Origin of the sequence: Lelliottia nimipressuralis, from assembly GCF_004402045.1 — a bacterium.
GTDB lineage: Bacteria > Pseudomonadota > Gammaproteobacteria > Enterobacterales > Enterobacteriaceae > Enterobacter > Enterobacter chinensis.
Genome location: NZ_SOMG01000003.1, coordinates 81,451 through 99,850, shown reverse-complemented (window position 1 = coordinate 99,850; position 18,400 = coordinate 81,451). Strand labels below are relative to the sequence as shown.

The 18,400-nt window shown below is 53.3% G+C and carries 24 protein-coding genes; 11 read left to right on the top strand and 13 right to left on the bottom strand.

Annotation, left to right across the window (positions count from 1 at the left end):
* Positions 1-2: 2 nt before the first annotated feature.
* On the bottom strand, positions 3-629 hold the full coding sequence (rlmE, locus tag E3U32_RS01640; RefSeq protein ID WP_010436004.1) for a 23S rRNA (uridine(2552)-2'-O)-methyltransferase RlmE: 627 nt from the start codon (positions 627-629) through the stop codon (positions 3-5).
* A gap of 127 nt (positions 630-756) precedes the next feature.
* Between rlmE and yhbY the strand changes: the two genes are divergently transcribed.
* Positions 757-1,050 (top strand): ribosome assembly RNA-binding protein YhbY, encoded by a 294-nt coding sequence (gene yhbY, locus E3U32_RS01635; protein ID WP_003861814.1) that lies wholly within the window; start codon positions 757-759, stop codon positions 1,048-1,050.
* A gap of 151 nt (positions 1,051-1,201) precedes the next feature.
* Here yhbY and greA read toward each other — a convergent pair whose 3' ends face one another.
* Positions 1,202-1,678, bottom strand: coding sequence for a transcription elongation factor GreA (greA, locus tag E3U32_RS01630; RefSeq protein ID WP_134347416.1), 477 nt, complete (start codon positions 1,676-1,678; stop codon positions 1,202-1,204).
* Between the two features lie 227 nt (positions 1,679-1,905).
* On the opposite strand from greA, the gene dacB reads away from it, so the two are divergent.
* Genes dacB through pmrB form a run of 3 tightly spaced genes read left to right on the top strand, consistent with a single transcriptional unit; the run spans position 1,906 to position 5,044 of the window.
* Positions 1,906-3,339 (top strand): serine-type D-Ala-D-Ala carboxypeptidase, encoded by a 1,434-nt coding sequence (gene dacB / locus E3U32_RS01625; RefSeq protein ID WP_134347415.1) that lies wholly within the window; start codon positions 1,906-1,908, stop codon positions 3,337-3,339.
* Between the two features lie 2 nt (positions 3,340-3,341).
* A complete protein-coding gene (gene pmrA, locus E3U32_RS01620) occupies positions 3,342-4,004 on the top strand; it encodes a two-component system response regulator PmrA (protein WP_134347414.1) in 663 nt (220 codons plus the stop codon).
* A complete protein-coding gene (gene pmrB / locus E3U32_RS01615; RefSeq protein WP_134347413.1) occupies positions 4,001-5,044 on the top strand; it encodes a two-component system sensor histidine kinase PmrB in 1,044 nt (347 codons plus the stop codon). Before pmrA ends, pmrB begins: the two co-directional genes overlap by 4 nt.
* 34 nt (positions 5,045-5,078) lie before the next feature.
* On the opposite strand, the gene cgtA is transcribed toward pmrB, so the two are convergent.
* The 4 genes from cgtA to rplU all read right to left on the bottom strand — a co-directional run bounded on the left by cgtA (position 5,079) and on the right by rplU (position 7,920).
* Positions 5,079-6,254 (bottom strand): Obg family GTPase CgtA, encoded by a 1,176-nt coding sequence (gene cgtA, locus E3U32_RS01610; protein ID WP_134347412.1) that lies wholly within the window; start codon positions 6,252-6,254, stop codon positions 5,079-5,081.
* A gap of 15 nt (positions 6,255-6,269) precedes the next feature.
* Positions 6,270-7,235 (bottom strand): DMT family transporter, encoded by a 966-nt coding sequence (locus E3U32_RS01605; protein WP_134347411.1) that lies wholly within the window; start codon positions 7,233-7,235, stop codon positions 6,270-6,272.
* Between the two features lie 96 nt (positions 7,236-7,331).
* Positions 7,332-7,589, bottom strand: coding sequence for a 50S ribosomal protein L27 (rpmA, locus tag E3U32_RS01600; RefSeq protein ID WP_004385076.1), 258 nt, complete (start codon positions 7,587-7,589; stop codon positions 7,332-7,334).
* Positions 7,590-7,608: 19 nt separating this feature from the next.
* Complete coding sequence (rplU, locus tag E3U32_RS01595) at positions 7,609-7,920, bottom strand: 50S ribosomal protein L21 (RefSeq protein ID WP_003025032.1); 312 nt, start codon at positions 7,918-7,920, stop codon at positions 7,609-7,611.
* A gap of 257 nt (positions 7,921-8,177) precedes the next feature.
* Between rplU and ispB the strand changes: the two genes are divergently transcribed.
* Both ispB and sfsB read left to right on the top strand, forming a co-directional pair.
* Entirely contained in the window at positions 8,178-9,149 is a 972-nt protein-coding gene (gene ispB, locus E3U32_RS01590; RefSeq protein ID WP_134347410.1) for an octaprenyl diphosphate synthase, read from the top strand.
* Between the two features lie 228 nt (positions 9,150-9,377).
* The gene (gene sfsB, locus E3U32_RS01585) at positions 9,378-9,665 is read left to right on the top strand and encodes a DNA-binding transcriptional regulator SfsB (protein WP_134347409.1); all 288 of its coding nucleotides are present in this window, start codon (positions 9,378-9,380) and stop codon (positions 9,663-9,665) included.
* 60 nt (positions 9,666-9,725) lie between these two features.
* On the opposite strand, the gene murA is transcribed toward sfsB, so the two are convergent.
* The 7 genes from murA to mlaF all read right to left on the bottom strand — a co-directional run bounded on the left by murA (position 9,726) and on the right by mlaF (position 14,519).
* Positions 9,726-10,985, bottom strand: coding sequence for a UDP-N-acetylglucosamine 1-carboxyvinyltransferase (gene murA, locus E3U32_RS01580; protein WP_023309349.1), 1,260 nt, complete (start codon positions 10,983-10,985; stop codon positions 9,726-9,728).
* Positions 10,986-11,035: 50 nt separating this feature from the next.
* The gene (gene ibaG, locus E3U32_RS01575) at positions 11,036-11,290 is read right to left on the bottom strand and encodes a BolA family iron metabolism protein IbaG (protein ID WP_134347408.1); all 255 of its coding nucleotides are present in this window, start codon (positions 11,288-11,290) and stop codon (positions 11,036-11,038) included.
* 126 nt (positions 11,291-11,416) lie between these two features.
* A complete protein-coding gene (gene mlaB, locus E3U32_RS01570) occupies positions 11,417-11,710 on the bottom strand; it encodes a lipid asymmetry maintenance protein MlaB (protein WP_134347407.1) in 294 nt (97 codons plus the stop codon).
* Positions 11,710-12,345, bottom strand: a complete 636-nt coding sequence (mlaC, locus tag E3U32_RS01565; RefSeq protein WP_134347406.1) for a phospholipid-binding protein MlaC — start codon at positions 12,343-12,345, stop codon at positions 11,710-11,712. The genes mlaB and mlaC overlap by 1 nt, the downstream gene beginning before the upstream one ends.
* 18 nt (positions 12,346-12,363) lie before the next feature.
* Positions 12,364-12,912 carry an outer membrane lipid asymmetry maintenance protein MlaD gene (mlaD, locus tag E3U32_RS01560; protein WP_134347405.1) on the bottom strand — a complete coding sequence of 183 codons (549 nt, stop codon included), beginning with the start codon at positions 12,910-12,912 and terminating at the stop codon, positions 12,364-12,366.
* Positions 12,913-12,916: 4 nt separating this feature from the next.
* Entirely contained in the window at positions 12,917-13,699 is a 783-nt protein-coding gene (gene mlaE, locus E3U32_RS01555; RefSeq protein WP_047347698.1) for a lipid asymmetry maintenance ABC transporter permease subunit MlaE, read from the bottom strand.
* Positions 13,700-13,706: 7 nt separating this feature from the next.
* Positions 13,707-14,519 carry a phospholipid ABC transporter ATP-binding protein MlaF gene (mlaF, locus tag E3U32_RS01550; RefSeq protein WP_134347404.1) on the bottom strand — a complete coding sequence of 271 codons (813 nt, stop codon included), beginning with the start codon at positions 14,517-14,519 and terminating at the stop codon, positions 13,707-13,709.
* 227 nt (positions 14,520-14,746) lie between these two features.
* Here mlaF and E3U32_RS01545 point away from each other — a divergent pair, with 227 nt between their 5' ends.
* Genes E3U32_RS01545 through lptA form a run of 5 tightly spaced genes read left to right on the top strand, consistent with a single transcriptional unit; the run spans position 14,747 to position 18,400 of the window.
* Entirely contained in the window at positions 14,747-15,724 is a 978-nt protein-coding gene (locus E3U32_RS01545) for a calcium/sodium antiporter (protein WP_134347403.1), read from the top strand.
* Positions 15,725-15,737: 13 nt separating this feature from the next.
* The gene (gene kdsD, locus E3U32_RS01540) at positions 15,738-16,724 is read left to right on the top strand and encodes an arabinose-5-phosphate isomerase KdsD (RefSeq protein ID WP_134347402.1); all 987 of its coding nucleotides are present in this window, start codon (positions 15,738-15,740) and stop codon (positions 16,722-16,724) included.
* 14 nt (positions 16,725-16,738) lie between these two features.
* Positions 16,739-17,305: a 3-deoxy-manno-octulosonate-8-phosphatase KdsC gene (kdsC, locus tag E3U32_RS01535; RefSeq protein WP_059312166.1), complete on the top strand. Its 567-nt coding sequence runs from the start codon at positions 16,739-16,741 to the stop codon at positions 17,303-17,305.
* Positions 17,302-17,877, top strand: coding sequence for an LPS export ABC transporter periplasmic protein LptC (lptC, locus tag E3U32_RS01530; RefSeq protein ID WP_047347694.1), 576 nt, complete (start codon positions 17,302-17,304; stop codon positions 17,875-17,877). Before kdsC ends, lptC begins: the two co-directional genes overlap by 4 nt.
* Positions 17,846-18,400, top strand: coding sequence for a lipopolysaccharide ABC transporter substrate-binding protein LptA (gene lptA / locus E3U32_RS01525; protein WP_024906352.1), 555 nt, complete (start codon positions 17,846-17,848; stop codon positions 18,398-18,400). Before lptC ends, lptA begins: the two co-directional genes overlap by 32 nt.

Here is an 18,400-nt window from a genome sequence, read left to right as displayed (position 1 = left end):
TATCATTTTCGCCCGGTCGCTACAATATACACTTCACGGGAACGGGCCCGGGAAGAGTCCGGCTTACGAACTTTGACCTTCGCAAACAGGGAGCGAATTTCCTTAAGGTACTCCTCGAAACCTTCGCCCTGAAACACCTTCACAACAAAACTACCACCAGGCGCTAGTACATCACGACACATTTCTAACGCTAGCTCCACCAGATACATGCCGCGGGGGATATCCACCGCCGGTGTTCCGCACATATTTGGTGCCATATCAGACATGACAACCTGAACCTTACTGTCACCCACACGTTCAAGTAACGCTTTCAGTACTAATTCATCACGAAAGTCGCCCTGAAGGAAGTCGACACCGACGATGGGATCCATTGGTAAAAGATCGCATGCGATGATTCGGCCCGCTCCACCGATCTGCGTTACCGCATACTGGGACCATCCGCCAGGTGCTGCACCGAGGTCGACAACCGTCATCCCCGGCTTAAAAAGTTTGTCACTTTGCTGTATTTCATCAAGTTTAAACCAGGCGCGGGAACGTAACCCCTTTTTCTGCGCCTGAAGAACATATTTATCGCTAAAGTGTTCCTGAAGCCAGCGGCTGGAACTGGCAGAACGCTTTTTACCTGTCATTTAACATTTCCGTCCGGGTTCATCGTTACTTACCTTTGGCGTAAATTTCTACGCTGCTGTTTGGCGATATTAGGGAGATGGCGGTAGAATGAACCGTTTTCAATCCCAACGTAAGCAAAAATATACGATGAATCTGAGTACTAAACAAAAACAGCACCTTAAAGGTCTGGCACATCCGCTCAAGCCTGTAGTTATGCTTGGCAACAATGGTTTGACCGAAGGGGTGCTTGCCGAGATTGAACAAGCGCTGGAACACCACGAGCTGATCAAGGTGAAAATCGCCTCTGAAGACAGAGACACTAAAAACCTGATCGTGGAAGCCATCGTGCGCGAAACCGGTGCCTGTAATGTACAGGTCATCGGTAAAACGCTGGTGCTCTATCGCCCATCTAAAGAGCGCAAAATCTCGCTGCCACGCTAAGGATATCCTGAATCAAACACATTTTCTGTGTTAAACGAGGGATTTCTGTCAGCAGGTGAGCAAAATGCCATGCTCCTTGAGTTGTTAAAAGGCCGCTATGCGGCCTTTTTCTTTTCTTTACAATGTATCAACATCTTAGCAGAGAGGCGAATTACAGGTATTCGACCTTGATAATTTCGTATTCCACTTCACCACCAGGGGTGCGGATGGTGACAACATCGTCCTGCTCTTTGCCAATCAGGCCACGAGCAATCGGCGAGTTCACCGAAATCAGGTTCTGTTTGAAGTCTGCTTCATCATCACCCACGATGCGATATGTCTGCTCTTCGTCGCTGTCCAGGTTCAGCACGGTAACGGTTGAACCGAAAATCACGCGGCCATTATTAGGCATCTTAGTGATATCAATAACCTGCGCGTTGGACAGTTTTGCTTCGATATCTTTAATACGCCCTTCACAGAAGCCCTGCTGCTCACGCGCGGCGTGGTATTCAGCGTTCTCTTTCAGGTCGCCATGCTCACGCGCATCCGCGATAGCGGCGATGATTTCAGGGCGACGAACGGATTTCAGGAAATCCAGCTCTTCGCGCAGTTTTTCGGCACCACGTAAGGTCATCGGAATAGCTTGCATTTGTTATACCTCTTAAACATTCCTGTTGGGAGCAGTGTTCCCTGCCCCGGCCCTCATGAGCAGGCCAGAAGCAAAAAGAAAACCGACCCGGGAGCAACGCCCCAGGTCAGCAGCAATTTTCAATTTGATATGCATTTTACCGCGAAGTTCACTATGGGTCATCGTTTACTTTGCAGTGCTATGCACCGTAGTATGACGGTTTGTTTTCGGGTTGTTAGCGCGAGATTATGCGATTTTCCAGATTTATCATCGGATTGACTACCAGTATAACGTTCACCGCCCAGGCCGCGAATGTTGATGAGTACATTAATCAGCTCCCCGCAGGCGCGAACCTGGCCCTGATGGTGCAGAAGGTTGGCGCACAGGCTCCCGAGATTGACTATCACAGTCAACAGATGGCGCTGCCTGCCAGTACCCAAAAGGTGATCACTGCCCTCGCCGCCCTGCTCCAGCTCGGGCCTGACTTCCGGTTTACCACCACACTCGAGACGAAAGGTAACGTCGAGGGTGGCGAACTGAAAGGCGATCTTATCGCCCGCTTCGGCGGTGACCCGACCTTTAAACGCCAGGATATCCGCAATATGGTTGCGGTGCTGAAAAAAACTGGCGTGCAGAAGATTGATGGCAATGTGCTGATAGACACGTCCATTTTCGCCAGCCACGATAAAGCCCCAGGCTGGCCGTGGAACGATATGACGCAATGCTTTAGCGCCCCGCCAGCCGCCGCGATTGTTGACCGTAACTGCTTCTCTGTTTCGCTTTACAGCGCGCCAAAGCCAGATGATTTAGCGTTTATCCGCGTGGCCTCTTACTACCCGGTCACGATGTTTAGCCAGGTCCGCACGCTGGCCAAGGGCTCCCCAGACGCACAGTATTGCGAACTGGATGTGGTGCCAGGCGATCTTAACCGCTTCACGCTCACCGGCTGCCTGACGCAGCGTGCCGATCCGCTGCCGCTGGCCTTTGCGATACAGGACGGTGCCAGCTACGCGGGTGCCATTCTGAAAGATGAGCTGAAACAAGCGGGAATAACTTACTCCGGCACGCTGCTCCGTCAGACGCAGGTTAACCAGCCCGGCACGGTCATCGCCAGCAAACAGTCTCCGCCGCTGTACGATCTGCTGCGAATTATGCTGAAAAAGTCGGACAACATGATTGCCGACACCGTGTTCCGCATGATTGGTCACGCGCGTTTCGGCGTGCCGGGAACCTGGCGCGCGGGCTCAGACGCGGTTCGTCAGATCCTGCGCCAGCAGGCAGGGATCGATCTGGGTAATACCATTGCCGTCGATGGCTCCGGATTATCGCGTCATAATTTGATCTCTCCGGCCACAATGATGCAAGTGCTTCAGTACATTGCACAGCATGACACTGAGCTAAACTTTATTTCAATGCTGCCACTGGCCGGCCATGACGGTTCGTTGCAGTACCGCGCCGGGCTTCACGCTGCCGGTGTGGATGGCAAAGTATCCGCCAAAACCGGTTCACTGCAGGGGGTTTACAACCTTGCAGGCTTCATCACTACCGCCAGCGGACAACGCATGGCATTCGTGCAGTATCTTTCCGGCTATGCCGTCGAACCGACCGACCAGCGCAATCGTCGTATTCCGCTTGTTCGCTTCGAAAGCAGGCTCTATAAGGACATTTATCAGAATAACTAGCGATGAAACTACTCATAGTTGAAGACGATCTGTTATTGCAGGAAGGGCTGGCACTGGGTCTGGCTAATGAAGGGTATGCCCTCGACTGCGCCAGCACGGCGGCGGAAGCGGATGCCCTGATTCAGAGCGGCGAATACAGCCTGGTGATCCTCGATTTGGGCTTGCCTGATAAAGACGGCGCCACGCTCCTGAGCCAGTGGCGACGCCGCGGTATCGCCAACCCGGTGTTGATTCTGACGGCACGCGATGCCATTGAAGATCGTATCACCGGCCTCGATGCCGGTGCAGATGATTACCTGGTGAAGCCTTTTGCACTTGCAGAGCTGCAGGCTCGGGTGCGAGCGTTGATTCGTCGTTATCAGGGTCATAGTGATAACTTACTGACCGACGGCGATATTACGCTGAATCTGCAAACCCAGCAGGTATTGCGCCAGGCCCAACCGGTTGAGGTGACGCCAAAAGAGTTCGCCCTGCTAACGCGTCTGATCATGCGCAGCGGGCAAACGGTGCACAGAGAAACTCTCCAGCAGGATATCTACTCCTGGCAGGACGATCCGGGCTCAAATACCCTTGAAGTCCACATTCACAACCTGCGTCGTAAGCTCGGCAAAGACAGGATCAAAACCGTCCGTGGCGTTGGCTATCGTCTGGAGAGCCAGAAATGAACAGCATGCGTCGGCGCTTGATGGTTCTGCTGGCGGTTATTCTGTTATTTTTCCAGTTGATAAGCGTGATCTGGCTGTGGCATGAAAGCCGTGAACAGATTGGTTTTCTGGTCAGTGAAACGTTGTCTGCCAAAGCCCGCAATAGCCACGTAGAGAAAGAGATCCGCGAAGCGATTGCCTCTCTTCTGGTTCCTTCTCTGGTGATGGTCGGTTTCACGCTGTTGTTTTCATTCTGGGCAGTCACCTGGATAATCCGGCCCCTCAATAAACTACGCGCCAGCCTGGCTAACCGTTCGGCGGATAACTTAACCCCGCTTCCTATGTATTCCGATATGGAAGAAATTGGCGCGGTTACCACTTCCATGAATCAGTTACTCGCCAGGCTGGACAATACCATTCAGCAGGAACGTCTTTTCACCGCAGACGCTGCACACGAACTGCGAACGCCCCTTGCCGGGATCCGGCTCCATCTGGAACTCATGGCGCAGTCTGGTGCGCCACAGGCCGCGACGTTAATCAGCCGTATCGATCAGCTTATGCATACCGTTGAACAACTGCTGATGCTGGCCCGTGCCGGACAAGCAATGGCCAGCGGCCACTATGAAACCGTTAACTGGACGGACAATATCATTACGCCGCTTGGCCTTGAGCATGAAGCCAAAGAACATACGGTGATATGGCCCGCCAGGAGTGCGCTCACGGTTCAGGGAGACGCAGTGCTTCTGCGTCTGATGCTGCGCAACCTGCTGGAGAATGCCGGACGATACAGCCCGTCAGGGACAACGATTGAAGTGACATTAAACGAAATCGAAGGGGGTACTCAGGTCAGCGTTATCGATCAGGGTCCCGGTATTGATGAAGCTCACCGACAGTCTATTACTGAGCCATTCCGTCGGCTTGACCAGCGCTACGGTGGCAGTGGTCTGGGCCTGAGTATCGTGCAGCGCATCGTGCAGCTCCACCACGGCAAGCTGACACTTGAAAATGGCGCTGAAGGCGGATTGATCGCCAGCTGCTGGTTACCATCAACGCTGGAATAAAAAAAGCCCCCATAATGGGGGCTTTGGACAGATATTAGTGCTTGTAAATGAACTCGACGCCTTCTTCGTCGTCTTCATCCCAGTCATCGTCCCAGTCTTCATCATCTTCTTCCGCTTCCAGCTCTCCGAGCTGCTGGCGGTGGTAGTCATCCCACATGAATTCGACTTTTTCAGGCTGTTTGGCTTCTTCCGCCTGGACAATTGGGTTCTCGATGATGAAGGTCATCACATCCCAGCACAGATCTTTCACGCCAACCTGGCTTGCCGCAGAGATCAGGTAGTATTTTTCTTCCCAACCCATCGCTTCTGCAATCGCTTTGGCTTTTGCTTCCGCTTCGGCTTTGTCCATCAGGTCGATCTTGTTGAAGACCAGCCAGCGTGGTTTATTCGCCAGTTTTTCGCTGTATTTTTCCAGCTCACCGATGATGATTCTGGCGTTTTCAACCGGATCGGAACCATCGATAGGATCGATATCGATGAGATGCAACAGTACACGGCAACGCTCAAGGTGTTTCAGGAAGCGAATACCCAGACCAGCCCCTTCCGCAGCGCCTTCAATCAGACCCGGAATATCGGCAACCACAAAGCTCTTCTCGTTATCCATACGGACAACACCGAGGCTTGGTACCAGCGTGGTAAACGGATAGTCCGCCACTTTTGGTTTCGCAGCAGAGACGGCACGAATAAACGTCGACTTACCGGCGTTTGGCATACCCAGCATGCCCACGTCTGCCAGAAGCATCAGCTCCAGCTGCAGGTCGCGCTTATCGCCCGGTGTACCCATCGTTTTCTGACGCGGCGTACGGTTAACGGAAGATTTGAAACGGCTGTTACCCAGACCGTGCCAGCCACCTTTAGCAACCATCAGGCGCTGACCATGTTTGGTCATGTCACCCATGGTTTCACCAGTCCCCTGGTCAATCACACGCGTGCCGACCGGAACCTTAATGGTGACGTCTTTTCCGCGTTTCCCGGTACAGTCACGGCTCTGGCCGTTCTGGCCACGTTCAGCGCGGAAGGATTTCTCGAAACGGTAGTCGATCAGCGTGTTGAGGTTCTCATCCGCCTCCAGCCACACGTCACCACCATCCCCGCCGTCGCCGCCATCAGGACCGCCACGTGGGATATACTTTTCACGGCGGAAGCTCACGCAACCATTGCCGCCATCACCAGCCACGACCAGGATCGTAGCTTCATCAACAAACTTCATTTTACTCTCCGTAACTCATTCGCCTGAGCGGGGGACTACTACAACCGCTTCATTTTTGCGCCAACGTCCCCAAAGACGATGACCAATGGCGGAATACATCGCGCCCGCAACCACGACAAACGCACCGAGATAGCCCAACAGGTTGAGCATCGGTCTGACGAAGACATCGGGCCAGGCCATTGATAACAAATCTGAAAATAACAGCGTAAACAGCGGGGTAAGCGTAATTAACGCGCTTACCTGTGCTGCCTGCCAGCGCGCCATCGCTTCGGCCAGCGCGCCATAACCGACCAGCGTGTTCAGCCCACAAAAAATGAGGCACGCCAGTTGCCAGTCGCTAAGCTGGGCGATCACACCCGGCTTTGCTAATGGCAGCAATGCTATTGTACACAAAGTGTACAGCAAAAAGAGGATCTGCTGTGAGGCAAGACGACGCAATAACACCTTTTGTGCGACACCATAACTCACCCAGACCGTTGCTGCCCCTACACCGAAGATCACACCCCACGTGTAATCCGTCAGTCGGGTAAAAATCTCCATCAGACTGGTGTTGAAGAACATCACCAGACCGCATAGCAGCATGCTCGCCCCGATAATCTGCGTACCGCGCATCTTCTCCTTAAGGATAAAGACGCTGGCGACCATCATGCCCACGGGTGAAAGCTGACCAATCACCTGTGACGCCGTAGGGCTAAGATATTGCAGGGAAGAGCTAAACAGAATGAAGTTACCAAACAGACCGCCCGTCGCAATAGCCAGCAACACCAGCCAGCGCGGTTTGCGGAAGAGTCGCAAAGGTGGAAGCTTACCTTTGATAGCCAGAATGGCCCCGAGGCCGATGCTTGCCATCAGAAAGCGATAAAAGACCACCGTGGGCGGCTCCATCACTTCCAGTACCTGCTTCATTGCAATTGGCAGCGCACCCCAGCACATTGCGGTTGTGAGCGCCAAAAGAATACCAATGCCGGCCTGCTGCTTCATGCCCGTTTTCCCTACAGAAAAAATTACCGGGTTTCCAATGTAAAAAGCCCCGCAACAGGTTGCGGGGCTTTAATCCGTTACCGGACCGAGAAAACCTTACTCAGCAACGATGCTGATGTATTTACGGTTGTTCGGGCCTTTAACTTCAAATTTCACTTTACCGTCTGCTTTAGCAAACAGAGTGTGGTCACGACCGCAACCTACGTTGTTGCCAGCGTGGAATTTGGTACCACGTTGACGAACGATGATGCTACCCGCCAGAACGGATTCGCCACCGAAACGCTTAACGCCCAGGCGTTTAGCTTCTGAATCGCGACCGTTACGTGTGGAGCCGCCAGCCTTTTTATGTGCCATTTAAATCTCTCCTCAGGTCTTAGGCGCTGATGCCAGTAATTTTCACATCAGTGAACCACTGACGGTGGCCCTGCTGCTTACGGTAGTGTTTACGACGACGAAACTTAACGATTTTAACTTTCTCGCCACGACCGTGTGCAACAACTTCAGCTTTGATAACGCCGCCATCAACGAAAGGAACGCCGATTTTGACTTCTTCACCGTTTGCGATCATCAGAACTTCTGCGAACTCAACAGATTCGCCAGTTGCGATGTCCAGCTTTTCCAGGCGAACGGTCTGACCTTCGCTTACTCGGTGTTGTTTACCACCACTTTGGAAAACCGCGTACATATAAACTCCGCTTCCGCGCACGTCCTCGTATGATTCAGAGTGCGCTATAAATATTCACAATAGGGCGCGAATATTACGCAAAACGCGAGCCTTTGACAAGTGCTACCGTCAATACATGAAGAAAAAAAACACAACACGTACGGTAACGTTTATCTGAGCCGTTTTTTCAGTACAATCAGCACTACTATTGATAAACCGAAACCCTTCGTTACCCCATTGTAGATGGGATCAACAGGATAAAAAGCCCGGCTTTTGCGATGAATTTAGAAAAAATCAACGAGTTAACCGCGCAAGATATGGCGGGTGTGAATGCAGCAATCCTGGAGCAACTCAACTCTGACGTTCAGCTGATCAATCAGTTGGGCTATTACATTGTCAGCGGCGGCGGTAAACGCATTCGTCCGATGATCGCCATTCTGGCTGCCAGAGCCGTTGGCTATCAGGGAAATGCCCACATCACGATCGCAGCGCTCATCGAATTTATTCACACGGCGACGCTTCTGCATGATGACGTTGTGGATGAATCGGATATGCGTCGTGGCAAAGCCACGGCAAACGCCGCTTTCGGGAACGCAGCCAGCGTACTGGTGGGGGATTTTATTTATACCCGCGCCTTCCAGATGATGACCAGTCTGGGTTCTCTGAAAGTGCTGGAAGTGATGTCCGAAGCCGTTAACGTCATTGCGGAAGGCGAAGTGCTGCAACTGATGAACGTCAACGACCCTGACATCACCGAAGAAAACTACATGCGTGTGATCTACAGTAAAACAGCGCGCCTGTTTGAAGCGGCCGCCCAGTGTTCCGGCATTCTGGCTGACTGTACTGAGGCACAGGAAAAAGGGCTGCAGGACTATGGTCGTTATCTGGGTACGGCATTCCAGTTAATTGATGATTTACTGGACTACAGTGCGGACGGTGAGACGCTCGGCAAAAACGTGGGTGATGACCTGAACGAAGGCAAACCGACCCTGCCGCTGCTTCACGCTATGCGCAACGGAACAGCCGACCAGGCGAAAATGATCCGTGAAGCGATTGAGCAGGGAAATGGCCGCCATCTTCTGGAACCCGTACTGGAAACCATGGCCATCTGCGGATCGCTGGAGTGGACGCGCCAACGTGCGGAAGAAGAAGCAGACAAAGCCATCACTGCACTGCAGGTTATTCCAGACAGCCCATGGCGCGATGCGCTAATTGCTCTGGCTCACATCGCCGTTCAGCGCGACAGGTAATCCCCTTGTATCTCCCCGCACCATCGCGGGGAGATTCCAGTACACCCCAGTAAATTACGTAGTCATGTAAATTTATCGGTTTAGAGACCGCATGAATAAAGCCGTGCCTTATTCTGAATATCCTTTCAAGTAACGCGAACTTTTTAGAACAAGAGTTTGAAATGGGTATAGTAAGCCCGTCGTTTCAGAAGAAACGGCGTAGGTGAATCCGAACTTAAGGACAGCTTTATGGATACGAAATTTATCGACTGGCATACGGCAGATATCATTGCGGCACTGCGCAAAAGAGGCACTTCACTGGCTGCAGAATCCCGCCGCAATGGCCTGAGTTCTTCAACCCTCGCAAATGCCCTCACCCGACCCTGGCCCAAGGGAGAGTTAATTATCGCGACAGCGCTGGATACACATCCGTGGGTGATTTGGCCTTCGCGCTACCACGATCCCCTTACCCATGAGTTTATCGACAGATCGCGTATGATTCGCCAGAGAAAGGCAAAGAAAGAATCGCAGGAATAATGCGTTTTTGACAGGAACAGCAACCCCCCGGTCATTTCTGGCAGGGGGCTGCCGGAACGATTACTCGCCCTTCACACGCTCGATATTCGCACCCAGCGCGCGCAGTTTATCTTCGATACGTTCGTAACCACGATCGATGTGATAAATACGATCCACAATCGTTGTCCCTTCCGCAATACAACCCGCCAGCACCAGGCTTGCTGACGCACGCAGATCGGTTGCCATCACCTGAGCACCTGACAGTTTCTCAACGCCGTGGCAAATCACGGTATTACTCTCGATCTCTGCATGTGCACCCATACGGATCAGCTCCGGTACGTGCATAAAGCGGTTCTCGAAAATGGTTTCAGTGATGAAGCCGGTACCTTCAGCGACCAGGTTCAACAGGGTGAACTGCGCCTGCATGTCGGTCGGGAACGCCGGATGCGGCGCGGTACGCACATTGACCGCTTTTGGACGCTGACCATGCATATCGAGGCTAATCCAGTCTTCACCGATTTCGATATCCGCACCCGCATCGCGCAGTTTCGCCAGCACCGCATCCAGAGTATCTGGCTGTGCGTTACGGCAGACAATTTTACCGCCAGAGATCGCCGCAGCCACCAGGAAGGTCCCTGTTTCGATGCGGTCTGGCAGAACGCGATACACACCACCGCCCAGACGCTCAACGCCTTCGATGGTGATACGGTCGGTACCCTGACCGGAGATCTTCGCACCCAGCGCCACGAGGAAGTTTGCAGTATCCACAATTTCCGGTTCACGCGCGGCGTTCTCGATGATAGTGGTACCTTCTGCCAGCGTCGCCGCAGACATAATGGTGACCGTTGCGCCCACGCTCACTTTGTCCATGACAATGTGCGCGCCTTTCAGACGGCCATTGACGGACGCTTTGACGTAACCTTCTTCCAGCTTGATCTCTGCGCCCAGTTTTTCCAGACCAAAGATATGCAGGTCAACCGGACGCGCGCCGATAGCGCAACCACCCGGCAGTGAAACCTGCCCCTGGCCAAAACGCGCCACCAGCGGACCAAGCGCCCAGATGGAAGCACGCATGGTTTTCACCAGATCGTAAGGGGCAGAGAAGTTGTTCACCTTGCTGGCGTCGATCCAGACGGAACCGTTACGCTCAACTTTAGTGCCCAACTGGGTGAGCAACTTCATGGTGGTGTCGATATCTTTCAGCTTCGGTACGTTCTGAATTTCTACCGGCTCTTCCGCGAGCAGCGCAGCAAAAAGGATTGGCAGCGCGGCGTTTTTCGCGCCAGAAATTGTGACTTCGCCCTGGAGACGCGTTGGCCCCTGTACACGAAATTTATCCATTGTGTGCTCTCTTATAAATTCAACCGTGCTGCGGGCCTGTCGCCCTCAGCTCAAAAACCGTTTAGTTTGCGATCGCGTGCCCACTCTTGCGGGGTGAACGCTTTAATCGACAGGGCGTGGATGCGGTTATCCGCAATATATTCCATCAGCGGCGCGTACACAGCCTGCTGCTTCTTCACACGGCTCATGCCGTCGAACATATCACCCACAGCAATAACCTGGAAGTGACTGCCATCGCCAGTGACGTGGGCTTCCTGAAGGGAGAGTGCATTCATCAGCACTGTCTGGATTTCATGATTTTCCATGGGTTCTTAATCATCTGATAGTGAAAACAAGCCCAACATCTTAGAGCAAAGTGGCGTCGTCTTAAACAAGCAAAAAGCCCCGACGATGAAACTGTCAGGGCTTTAGGAAGTAACGCACTGAAAATATTAACGAGGCAGTACGTCCTGAGGGAGATTGTAGAGCTGCGCAAGAGTAACCACGTTATCGCTCGCGCCGTTAAGCATAACGCTCAACCCCTGCTTTTTACCCTCGGCAATCAGATGGGCAAGCAGCGCAACACCTGCCGTATCTACCCGCGTGACGTCGCTTAAGTCGATAAGCGTCACGCCCTGCATGGCTTCATGGCGTTTGTCCCACAAGGGGTTCAGCAGATCCTGATCCAGCTCACCGGACAGCTTTAATGTCTCGCCTTCACGCGACCAGCTGAGTTGCTGTGACATTACTTCTTCTCGTCCAGGCTAATTTTCTGACGAGAGATAGACTGCAGCTGTGCGGTCAGGCCATCAATGCCTTTGGTCCGCAGCAGGTCGCTCCACTCGTTCTGTTTGGTGGTGATCATGCTTACCCCTTCGGCAATCATGTCATACGCCTGCCAGTGACCGGTCTGGCTGTTTTTACGCCACTGGAAGTCCAGGCGAACCGGCGGGCGGCCGTTAGGATCGTTGATTGTCACGCGGATAGGCACGATGGTCGCATCGCCCAGCGGCTGCTCAGGCGCAATCTGATAGGTCTGACCGTGGTACATCGCCAGCGCCTGACCATAAGCCTGTTTCAGGTATTCACGAAACGCGGCAAAGTAGGCATCACGCTGCGCAGGGGTAGCATCTTTGTAATAACGCCCCAGAACCAGCGCCCCCGCGTATTTGATCTGTACATACGGCAGCAATTCCTGGTCAACGACGTCACGCAGGTAATCAGGATTAGCACGAATCTTAGGTTGTTCGTCTTTAAGACGGTCGAAAGTCTTCTTCGCCGCTTCGTCCATCAGTTTGTACGGGTTACTCTGATCCGCAGCATGCACAGCGGTGAGAGGGGCAATGACCAGCATGGCAACCATTAACAGTCGTTTAAACATGAATGACTTCTCCTGAAATTAATTCGTCGTGCCTGGTGTCGGTGCGACATTGGTATGATCTTCGCTCTGCGCAGGGGCAGCATCGGATTTTTTCTCATCCCCTTTACTGCTGTAAAGGAACTGACCAATCATATCCTCCAGCACCATCGCGGACTTCGTATCCTGGATGACGCTACCGTCTTTAAGGATAGTCGTTCCCAGCTCAGGGTCTTCAAAACCGACATTAAGTGCCAGATATTGTTCGCCCAGCAGGCCTGAAGTCCGGATCGAAAGGGAACTGGTGTCCGGAATATGGTTATAACGCTCTTCGATATCCATCGCGACGCGTGGCAGGTAGGTTTTCTCATCAAGCGTAATGTCAGATACGCGTCCGATCACCACGCCGCCAATACGCACCGGTGAACGAGCCTTCAGCCCGCCAATATTATCGAAGGTGGCATAGATGCGATAAGTAGGCTCTGTGCGCACAGACGTGATATCCGCCGCTCTCAGGCAGATAAACAGCGCGGCCAGCAGCGCCAGTAGCAGGAATATGCCGACCCAAATTTCATTTTTTTTCGTTTGCATGAACTCAATTCCCAAACATCAGTGCGGTGAGCACAAAATCCAGACCCAGTACGGCCAGCGACGAATGTACGACTGTACGTGTAGTTGCACGGCTAATGCCTGCCGACGTCGGGATGGCATCATAACCATTGAACAATGCAATCCAGGTGACCGTAATGGCAAATACCACGCTTTTAATCAGACAGTTAACCAGATCCATTCGCAGGTCAATGGCGTCCTGCATGGCGGACCAGAAGAAACCGGCATCAATGCCTTTCCAGTGGACGCCAACCAGCGAGCCGCCCCAGATGCCCACGGCGACAAACAGAATAGTCAGTAGCGGTAAAGAGATCACGCCAGCCCAGAAACGCGGTGAGATCACGCGACGCAGCGGATCGACCGCCATCATCTCCATGCTAGAGAGCTGTTCGGTCGCACGCATCAGGCCAATTTCAGCCGTTAATGCCGACCCCGCGCGCCCGGCGAACAACAGCGCCGCCACAACCGGCCCCAGTTCACGCAGCAGCGAGAGCGCCACCAGCATTCCGAGGCTGGTTTCCGCGCTGTAGGTTGTCAGAACAAGGTAGCCCTGCAGCCCAAGCACCATACCGATAAACAAACCGGAAACAATGATGATGAGCATCGACAGCACGCCGACATTATAAAGCTGCCGCACCAGCAGAGGGGCGTGCTTACGGAATTCCGGCTTGCCGAACAGCGCGTTGAATAACATCAATCCGGCACGCCCGAACGTCCTGATGGTTTTTATGCCACGGTGTCCGAGAGCGGCCAACGCATTTAACAGCATGAGTGGCTTAACTCCCTATTCCCAGTAAATCGTCACGATAGTCGCCCGCCGGGTAGCGGAACGGCACAGGGCCATCTGCAATACCGTCGAGGAACTGCCGCACGCGCGGATCGCAATTTTCCTGCAACGCCTGGGCGCTACCGTGTGCGACGATCTTTTTGTCCGCCACGATATAGGCGTAATCGGCAATGCTCAACACTTCCGGTACATCGTGAGAAACCACAATGCAGGTTACGCCAAGCGCGCTGTTCAGTTCAGAGATGAGCTTCACCAGCACGCCCATTGTGATGGGATCCTGTCCAACGAACGGTTCGTCGAACATGATTAAATCGGGTTCTAATGCAATGGCTCGTGCGAGCGCAGCACGGCGCGCCATACCACCGGAGAGTTCCGAAGGCATCAGTTTTGCAGCCCCCCGCAAACCAACGGCCTCAAGTTTCATCATCACCGTGCTTTTCAGCAACGCGGGCGGCAGGCTGGTATGTTCGCGCAGCGGATAGGCCACGTTATCAAAAACGTTCATATCCGTGAACAAGGCCCCTGACTGAAAGAGCATGCTCATACGTTTGCGAACAGTATACAGGCGCGAGCGTGACATCTCCGGGATGTTTTCGCCATCAAAGAGGATTTCACCGCTATCGGGTGGGATCTGCCCACCAATAAGGCGCAGCAGGGTCGTTTTACCGATCCCGGACGGCCCCATGATGGCAGTGATCTTGCCACGCGGCACGGTCAACGAAATATCATCAAATATCAACCTGTTGGCGCGAGAAAAACTCACCCCACGGACATCGACTATATTCGCCAGCGTTTGGCTCATTTACGGTTCCTTTCTTGCCCTGCTTCATGCGAAGCCTGAAGCTTAAATCAGCCCTAAACCCCACATTTTTACAGAATATTGGCTGGAGAGGTTAGCGAAAGCTGGCATTTGTTTTACTTTTCCGGCGCATAAAGTCAAAATTAGGAATTCGTTACGCCTCAGACTGTATACAGTCCAGCCATTCCCGCGCGATGGACCGACGAGTATACCTGAAGAAAGGACTTTTGATGCTTTTAGCAACAGCACTGTTAATAATTGGTTTACTTTTGGTGGTCTACAGTGCTGACCGTTTAGTGTTTGCTGCATCTATCCTGTGTCGCCTGACTGGCGTACCGCCTGTCGTCATCGGGATGACCGTTGTCAGTGTTGGAACATCACTCCCTGAAATCATCGTCTCTGTCTCGGCATCGCTGCACGGCCAGTTAGACCTGGCAGTAGGCACCGCGATTGGCTCGAACATCGTCAATATATTATTGATTTTAGGCCTGGCGGCACTGCTCCATCCATTTCGCGTGCATTCTGATGTTCTGCGCCGTGAATTGCCGCTAATGTTAGTCGTAAGCCTGCTGGCAGGGTGCGTATTTTATGATGGAATACTGAGCTTCAGTGACGGCATATTCCTGCTGGCGCTGGCCGTTATTTGGTTACTGTATAGTGTTAAAATCGCCCGTCTGGCTGAGAAGCAGGGTCTGGATAGCCTCACGCGCGAGCAGGTCGCCGAGCTCCCGCGCGAAGGTACGCTGCCTGTTGCCCTGCTCTGGCTTGGCGTTGCGCTGATCATCATGCCGATGGCAACGCGCATGGTCGTGGATAACGCGACGGTGCTGGCGAACTATTTCGCCATCAGTGAACTGACCATTGGCCTGACGGTTATTGCCATCGGCACCAGCCTGCCGGAGCTGGCCACGGCCATTGCGGGGGCACGGAAAGGTGAGGATGACATTGCCATTGGTAATATCATCGGCTCCAATATTTTTAATATCGCCATTGTGATGGGCCTGCCGGCCCTGATTACGCCAGGGCCCTTTAATCCCCTGGCGTTCTCACGTGATTACGGCGTGATGCTGCTGGTCAGCGTGATATTTGCCCTGCTCTGCTGGCGGCGGCAACGACAGATTGGCAAAGGCGCAGGCGCGCTGTTGACGGGTGGATTTATCGTATGGATGGCGATGCTGTACTGGCTCTCGCCTCTTCTCTCTGGGTAAACGGAAACGCATTATGTCGCAAATAGAATTGCAGCCGGGTTTTGACTTTCAGAAAGCAGGCAAAGACGTTCTGGAGATTGAACGTGAAGGTCTGGCGCAGTTAGATCAGTACATTAATCAGGATTTTAGTCTGGCATGTGAGAAGATATTCTACTGTGCCGGCAAAGTCGTGGTGATGGGGATGGGTAAGTCCGGCCACATTGGACGCAAAATGGCGGCGACGTTTGCCAGCACCGGAACCTCGTCCTTCTTTGTACACCCGGGGGAAGCCGCGCACGGGGACCTGGGAATGGTCACGCCGCAGGATATCGTCATCGCGCTGTCCAACTCCGGTGAGTCCAATGAAATTCTGGCGCTGATCCCGGTACTGAAGCGGCTGCAGGTGCCGCTTATTTGCATAACCAGCCGTCCGGAAAGTAGCATGGCGCGTGCGGCTGATATTCACCTGTGCGTTAAAGTTCCCAAAGAGGCCTGCCCGCTGGGCCTGGCGCCGACCTCCAGCACCACCGCTGCGCTGGTCATGGGCGATGCGCTCGCCGTGGCGCTGCTGGAAGCCCGCGGTTTTACGCCGGAAGATTTCGCGCTTTCCCACCCGGGCGGCGCGCTGGGGCGCAAGCTGCTGCTTCGGGTTAACGATATTATGCACACCGGGGATGAAATCCCTCACGTCAGTAAAGAGGCCTCCCTGCGCGATGCACTGCTGGAAATCACCCGTAAAAATCTGGGTATGACGGTCGTGTGCGACGATCTGATGAAAATTCAGGGGATCTTCACCGATGGCGACCTGCGCCGCGTGTTCGACATGGGTGTCGATGTCCGCACGCTGGGCATTGCCGATGTGATGACGCCCGGCGGTATCCGCGTGCGTCCGGGAACATTGGCAGTGGATGTGCTGAACCTGATGCAGTCCCGTCATATCACCTCCGTTATGGTTGCCGATGGCGACCAGTTGCTGGGTGTGGTACATATGCATGATCTGCTGCGCGCAGGCGTAGTGTAATGAAGGATAAGACAATGAGTAATGCGGGTGCATCCCTTGCAACCTGTTATGGCCCGGTCAGTACCCAGATGATGGCAAAGGCGGAAAATATTCGCCTGCTCATCCTGGATGTGGATGGGGTACTCTCCGATGGCCTGATTTATATGGGCAATAACGGTGAAGAGCTAAAAGCGTTTAACGTTCGCGACGGCTACGGTATCCGCTGTGCGCTTACCTCGGGTATCGAGGTTGCTATCATCACCGGGCGGAAAGCTAAACTGGTAGAAGACCGCTGTGAAACCTTAGGCATTACCCATTTGTATCAGGGTCAATCCGATAAGATGGCGGCATTCAATGATTTAGTGGGTAAACTGGCTATCGCGCCGGAAAACGTGGCCTATGTCGGAGACGATCTGATTGACTGGCCAGTGATGGCTGAAGTTGGGCTGAGTATCGCCGTTGCCGATGCGCATCCGCTGCTGATCCCGCGCGCGGACTACGTTACCCACATCAACGGTGGCCGTGGTGCCGTCCGTGAAGTCTGCGATCTGCTCCTGCTGGCGCAGGGCAAGCTTGATGAGGCCAAAGGGCAATCGATATGAGTAAAACCAGACGTTGGATTATCATTTTGCTTTCGCTTGTCGCCCTGGTATTGATTGGCGTGAACCTTGCCGATCGTGACGATACGCAAACGGAAGCGATCAACACTAACGATCCAACCTATAAAAGCGATCACAGCGACACCGTGGTCTATAGCCCGGAAGGCGCGCTGAATTATCGCCTGATTGCCCAGCATGTTGAATATTTTTCAGATGACGGTATTTCGTGGTTTACCCAGCCCGTCATGACCACGTTTGATAAAGACAAAGTGCCGACGTGGTCAATTAAGTCCGATCGGGCAAAACTGACAAATGACCGTATGCTTTATCTATATGGTCACGTTGAAGTCAACGCCCTGACCGCTGACTCGCAACTGCGAAAAATTACGACGGATAATGCCCAAATCAACCTGGTGACCCAGGACGTGACGTCGCAGGATCTGGTCACACTGTATGGCACAACATTTAATTCCAGCGGCTTAAGAATGCGCGGGAACTTACGCAGCAAAAACGCCGAGCTGATTGAAAAGGTTAGAACCTCCTATGAAATTCAAAACAAACAAACTCAGCCTTAAAGTAATTATCGCCAGCGCGATGCTGGCAACCAGTCTCCCCGCGCTTGCTGTAACGGGCGATACCGACCAGCCGATCCATATCGAGTCCGACACCCAGTCTCTCGATATGCAGGGTAACGTCGTCACCTTTACGGGTAACGTCGTCATGACCCAGGGCACCATTAAAATTAACGCCGACAAAGTGGTCGTTACCCGTCCGGGTGGCGAGCAGGGCAAAGAGATTATCGATGGCTATGGTAATCCGGCGACCTTCTATCAGATGCAAGACAACGGCAAGCCGGTGAAAGGCCACGCCACGCATATGCACTATGAGCTGGCGAAAGATCTGGTCATCCTGACCGGGAATGCATATCTGGAACAGCTGGACAGCAACATTACCGGCGACCAGATCACCTATCTGGTTAAAGAGCAAAAAATGCAGGCCTCCAGCGAGAAAGGCAAACGCGTCACCACCGTACTGGTTCCGTCGCAGCTGCAGGACAAAGGCAAAGGCCAGGCCCCGGCACAGAAGAAGAGTAACTAA

Bases quoted from the DNA above. Each gene is read 5' to 3' on its own strand.
- sfsB (WP_134347409.1), top strand. From the start codon at position 9,378: ATGGATACGAAATTTATCGACTGGCATACGGCAGATATCATTGCGGCA.
- lptC (WP_047347694.1), top strand. From the start codon at position 17,302: ATGAGTAAAACCAGACGTTGGATTATCATTTTGCTTTCGCTTGTCGCC.
- mlaB (WP_134347407.1), bottom strand. From the start codon at position 11,710: ATGTCACAGCAACTCAGCTGGTCGCGTGAAGGCGAGACATTAAAGCTG.
- lptA (WP_024906352.1), top strand. From the start codon at position 17,846: ATGAAATTCAAAACAAACAAACTCAGCCTTAAAGTAATTATCGCCAGC.
- rplU (WP_003025032.1), bottom strand. From the start codon at position 7,920: ATGTACGCGGTTTTCCAAAGTGGTGGTAAACAACACCGAGTAAGCGAA.
- pmrA (WP_134347414.1), top strand. From the start codon at position 3,342: ATGAAACTACTCATAGTTGAAGACGATCTGTTATTGCAGGAAGGGCTG.
- murA (WP_023309349.1), bottom strand. From the start codon at position 10,985: ATGGATAAATTTCGTGTACAGGGGCCAACGCGTCTCCAGGGCGAAGTC.
- mlaC (WP_134347406.1), bottom strand. From the start codon at position 12,345: ATGTTTAAACGACTGTTAATGGTTGCCATGCTGGTCATTGCCCCTCTC.
- kdsD (WP_134347402.1), top strand. From the start codon at position 15,738: ATGTCGCAAATAGAATTGCAGCCGGGTTTTGACTTTCAGAAAGCAGGC.
- mlaD (WP_134347405.1), bottom strand. From the start codon at position 12,912: ATGCAAACGAAAAAAAATGAAATTTGGGTCGGCATATTCCTGCTACTG.
- greA (WP_134347416.1), bottom strand. From the start codon at position 1,678: ATGCAAGCTATTCCGATGACCTTACGTGGTGCCGAAAAACTGCGCGAA.
- E3U32_RS01605 (WP_134347411.1), bottom strand. From the start codon at position 7,235: ATGAAGCAGCAGGCCGGCATTGGTATTCTTTTGGCGCTCACAACCGCA.
- cgtA (WP_134347412.1), bottom strand. From the start codon at position 6,254: ATGAAGTTTGTTGATGAAGCTACGATCCTGGTCGTGGCTGGTGATGGC.
- pmrB (WP_134347413.1), top strand. From the start codon at position 4,001: ATGAACAGCATGCGTCGGCGCTTGATGGTTCTGCTGGCGGTTATTCTG.
- rlmE (WP_010436004.1), bottom strand. From the start codon at position 629: ATGACAGGTAAAAAGCGTTCTGCCAGTTCCAGCCGCTGGCTTCAGGAA.
- mlaF (WP_134347404.1), bottom strand. From the start codon at position 14,519: ATGAGCCAAACGCTGGCGAATATAGTCGATGTCCGTGGGGTGAGTTTT.
- yhbY (WP_003861814.1), top strand. From the start codon at position 757: ATGAATCTGAGTACTAAACAAAAACAGCACCTTAAAGGTCTGGCACAT.
- ibaG (WP_134347408.1), bottom strand. From the start codon at position 11,290: ATGGAAAATCATGAAATCCAGACAGTGCTGATGAATGCACTCTCCCTT.
- ispB (WP_134347410.1), top strand. From the start codon at position 8,178: ATGAATTTAGAAAAAATCAACGAGTTAACCGCGCAAGATATGGCGGGT.
- kdsC (WP_059312166.1), top strand. From the start codon at position 16,739: ATGAGTAATGCGGGTGCATCCCTTGCAACCTGTTATGGCCCGGTCAGT.
- dacB (WP_134347415.1), top strand. From the start codon at position 1,906: ATGCGATTTTCCAGATTTATCATCGGATTGACTACCAGTATAACGTTC.
- rpmA (WP_004385076.1), bottom strand. From the start codon at position 7,589: ATGGCACATAAAAAGGCTGGCGGCTCCACACGTAACGGTCGCGATTCA.
- E3U32_RS01545 (WP_134347403.1), top strand. From the start codon at position 14,747: ATGCTTTTAGCAACAGCACTGTTAATAATTGGTTTACTTTTGGTGGTC.
- mlaE (WP_047347698.1), bottom strand. From the start codon at position 13,699: ATGCTGTTAAATGCGTTGGCCGCTCTCGGACACCGTGGCATAAAAACC.